Below are 3,735 nucleotides of genomic sequence, written 5' to 3'. Positions count from 1 at the left end.
TTCGTCGTCGCGCGGCTCGACGGCGGCGACAGCGTGGCCGACCTCGCCCGGACGGTCGGGCTCAGCGCACGGCACCTGCACCGTCGGTGCCTGCGCGCGTTCGGCTACGGGCCCAAGACGCTGGCCCGCGTGCTCCGGATGCGGCGTGCGCTGGAAGCGGCGCGGAAAGGCACACCGCTCGCGACGGTCGCCGCCGAGGCCGGGTACGCCGACCAGGCCCATTTCAGCCGCGAGGTCCGGGCGTTGGCCGGGGTGCCGGTGTCGGCGCTGTTGCCCGCTCCCGGCGTGTGATCACGCCCCGAGCGGGGCGAACAGGTCGACGTGGTTGCCGTCCGGGTCGGCGACCGTGGCATACCGCTGGCCCCAGAAGGCGTCCCAGGGCTTGCGCGCGCCCGCGTACCCGTCCCGCACCAGGGCGTCGTAGGTGGCGTCCACCTCGCCCGGATCGGCGCACGCGAACGCCAGCGAGATCCCCGGTCCACCCCGCGGCGGTGTCCAGTCCGGGTCGAAGGAGCGCACGGTGTCGACGGTGTCCCAGGCCAGGCGCAAGCCACCCGGCAGTGACGCCTCGACGTGCGGCTGGGTCTCGGCGTCGGCGGGCAGGGCCACCCCCAGCCTGCGGTAGAACGCCAGGGACGCGGACATGTCGGCCACGACAAGGCCGACGAGATCGAAACGTGGTGTCATGCCCGTTGACGCTAGGCCCGGAGCGCCCGGAGGGCTTGAACGAATCGGACCTGTGTGGGCACCGCGTCGCGTGGCGTCAGCCCTCCGGTGGGCTCTCCACTCGGAACGCGATCGAGGCCGCGTCGGGTGGTGTGCTGTGCGCGGGCAGGTTCTCGGCGAGCGTGTGCGCCCAGTCCCGCAGGCCCGCGAGGTCGATGCCGTACGGGGCGGACTCGGGATGCTGGGCGATGGAGTCCGCGCCCCGGCGCAACAGCGACGCGGCACCGGTCGGGTTGCCGCGCGCGGCGTGGGTCACGCCCACCGCGAGCTGGGCGAGTCCGCGCCACAACCGCTCCTCGTGCGGGGGACCCGACTTCCAGGCGTCCTCGAACACCTCGTGCGCGTGGAACGGCTTGCCCTCGTCGAGCAACCGCTGCGCCTCCCGCACGGTTTCCTCCGGCGTCCGCGCCACGCCCTCGGGCTGGCGCTCGACGCCCGCCGCGCCGTAGGGCAACGGCCTGCCGAGTCCGTCCCTCGGCCTGGCGTTGCGGGCGCGGCCCTCGTCGTCCCGGTCTCTGTCCGCCACGTCCCGAGTCTCGCATGTCCGCCCTCGCCCGGTCCCGGCCTTCCACGGCACCGGTCCCTGAGGCGAGCCTCCTTCGGCCCCGGCGTGTACGTCGCTGGTCAGCCGCGCTCGCCCTTCGTGGCGTCGGAGGCCCGGACCTCAGGCGGGCGCACGTGGGGCTTGTCCGGCTCCTTGACCTTGCCGGTGAAGGTGATCTCACCCTCCCAGCGCATCCGCTCCACCATGTGCGGGTAGTGCAGTTCGAACGCGGGGCGTTCGGAGCGGATACGCGGCAGCTCGGTGAAGTTGTGCCGCGGGGGAGGACAGCTTGTCGCCCATTCGAGCGAGTTGCCGTAGCCCCACGGGTCGTCGACGGTCACCGGGTCGCCGAACCGGTAGCTGCGCACGATGTTCCACAGGAACGGCAGCATCGACAGGCCGAGCACGAACGCGCCGATCGTGGACACCACGTGCAGCGCGGTGAAGCCGTCCGAGGGCAGGTAATCGGCGTACCGGCGGGGCATCCCCTCGTTGCCCAGCCAGTGCTGCACGAGGAACGTCACGTGGAAGCCGACGAACGTCAGCCAGAAGTGCAGCTTGCCCAGCGGTTCGTTGAGCATCCGGCCGGTGAACTTCGGGAACCAGAAGTAGATGCCCGCGAACGTGGCGAACACGATCGTGCCGAAGAGCACGTAGTGGAAGTGCGCGACGACGAAGTAGCTGTCGTGCACGTGCCAGTCCAGCGGAGGGGCGGCGAGGATGACCCCGGTCAGCCCGCCGAGCAGGAAGGTGATCAGGAAGCCGATCGAGAACAGCATCGGCGTCTCGAAAGTCAGCTGGCCCTTCCACATCGTGCCGATCCAGTTGAAGAACTTGATGCCGGTCGGCACGGCGATCAGGAAGGTGGTCATCGCGAAGAACGGCATCAGCACCGCCCCCGTCGCGAACATGTGGTGCGCCCACACCACCGCCGACAGGCCCGTGATGCCGATCGTGGCGAACACCATCAGCCGGTAGCCGAACAGCGGCTTACGGCTGAATACGGGGATGATCTCGGTGATGATGCCGAAGAACGGCAACGCCACGATGTAGACCTCGGGATGGCCGAAGAACCAGAACAGGTGCTGCCACAGGATCGCCCCGCCGTTGGCCGGGTCGAACACGTGCGCGCCGATGAGCCGGTCGGCGGCAAGGCCCATCAGCGCCGCGGTGAGGATCGGGAACGCGATCAGCACCAGGATGCTGGTGAACAGGATGTTCCAGGTGAAGATCGGCATCCGCCACATCGTCATGCCCGGCGCCCGCAGGCACGCGATCGTGGTCACCATGTTCACCGCGCCGAGGATGGTGCCGAGCCCGGACACGACGAGGCCCATCACCCACAGGTCGCCGCCGATGCCCGCGGAGAACGTGCTGCGCGACAGCGGCGCGTAGGCGGTCCAGCCGAAGTCCGCGCCCCCGCCGGGGGTGAGCAGCGAGCCGAGCACGATCAACCCGCCGAACAGGAACAGCCAGTACGAGAACGCGTTCAGGCGCGGGAAGGCCACGTCGGGCGAACCGATCTGGAGCGGCAGCACGAGGTTGGCGAAGGCGAACAGCACCGGCGTCGCGTACAGCAGCAGCATGATCGTGCCGTGCAGGGTGAACAGCTGGTTGTACTGCTCGGTGGAGAGGAACTGCAAACCCGGCTGGCCGAGCTCGGCACGCAGGAACAGCGCCATGACGCCGCCTGCCATGAAGAACACCATCGCGGTGACCAGGTACAGCTTCCCGATCACCTTGTGGTCGGTGGTGCGCAGCAGTGCCAGCGCCCACTGGCCACGCTTGGCCGGGACCGGGGCAGGGTGCTGGATCCTGGTGGGGCGTACGACCTGGGTGGCCACGTATGCACCTCCGCCGACGGGGACGTCTGCTCCACCGCGCTGGGACGCGGTCCGGAGGGGTCACGCATCACGCTAGACCCGAGCCCGGATACCCGCAGTGCGACGGAGTACGCCTGTCCGATCGGCCGGCCGGTGCGGTGGCTGAAGCCCGCCCCTCGGCGTAGCACTCCGCCGAGGGGCGCGTGCTTCCGTCGAGGGCGCGGTGACGCCTCGCCGTGACGAGCCGGGGCGGGCGTGTCCTCCGGAGCTCGCCGGTCCGGCGCCGGGCGTCACTGCTGGTAGGACTCCACCTCGCTCACCGGGCGCACCTCGGCGTCATCCGGGTCGCCACCGAACTCGGCGCTGGCGCGGCGCCGGCGCAGCAGGTCCCAGCATTGGTCGAGCCGCTGCTGGAGGTCGCGCAGCCGGAGGCGGTCGTCGTCGCTGAGCCCCGTGCCGGTCGCGCGGGAGCGGAGCTCCTTCTCCTCCTCGATCAACCGGTCGATGGTGGCCAGTGTCTGATCTTCGGTCATCGTCACTCCCTCCCGAGCGTCCCTCCGCCCACGTGCCCCCGCGTTCCGCCCGCTAAACGCGCCCGGTGCCGCCGGGCGGGCTCCGGTCAGCCCGCGCGACCCCCGCGCG

At 70.7% G+C, this 3,735-nt stretch carries 5 protein-coding genes; 1 reads left to right on the top strand and 4 read right to left on the bottom strand.

Annotated elements, in window-relative coordinates; all coding sequences use genetic code 11:
• Positions 1-291 (top strand): helix-turn-helix transcriptional regulator (locus tag SACSA_RS0114085; RefSeq protein WP_019816545.1); only part of this gene is annotated, 291 nt, incomplete at its 5' end.
• On the opposite strand, the gene SACSA_RS0114080 is transcribed toward SACSA_RS0114085, so the two are convergent.
• From SACSA_RS0114080 to SACSA_RS0114065, 4 genes are all read right to left on the bottom strand, one after another.
• The gene (locus tag SACSA_RS0114080) at positions 292-687 is read right to left on the bottom strand and encodes a VOC family protein (RefSeq protein ID WP_019816544.1); all 396 of its coding nucleotides are present in this window, start codon (positions 685-687) and stop codon (positions 292-294) included.
• A 76-nt stretch (positions 688-763) separates the two neighbouring features.
• Positions 764-1,252 (bottom strand): DUF309 domain-containing protein, encoded by a 489-nt coding sequence (locus SACSA_RS0114075; protein WP_019816543.1) that lies wholly within the window; start codon positions 1,250-1,252, stop codon positions 764-766.
• 98 nt (positions 1,253-1,350) lie between these two features.
• Complete coding sequence (gene ctaD / locus SACSA_RS0114070; RefSeq protein ID WP_019816542.1) at positions 1,351-3,114, bottom strand: aa3-type cytochrome oxidase subunit I; 1,764 nt, start codon at positions 3,112-3,114, stop codon at positions 1,351-1,353.
• Positions 3,115-3,383: 269 nt separating this feature from the next.
• Entirely contained in the window at positions 3,384-3,626 is a 243-nt protein-coding gene (locus SACSA_RS0114065; protein WP_028661869.1) for a DUF2630 family protein, read from the bottom strand.
• Positions 3,627-3,735: the final 109 nt, after the last annotated feature.

The sequence above is a fragment of the Saccharomonospora saliphila YIM 90502 genome, assembly GCF_000383795.1.
GTDB classification, from domain to species: Bacteria; Actinomycetota; Actinomycetes; order Mycobacteriales; family Pseudonocardiaceae; genus Saccharomonospora; species Saccharomonospora saliphila.
Note: the sequence above shows the minus strand (reverse complement) of the source record. Positions and strands in the feature narration are given on the sequence as shown.

Coding starts and splice junctions, on each gene's coding strand:
- SACSA_RS0114080 (WP_019816544.1), bottom strand. CDS start 687: ATGACACCACGTTTCGATCTCGTCGGCCTTGTCGTGGCCGACATGTCC.
- SACSA_RS0114065 (WP_028661869.1), bottom strand. CDS start 3,626: ATGACCGAAGATCAGACACTGGCCACCATCGACCGGTTGATCGAGGAG.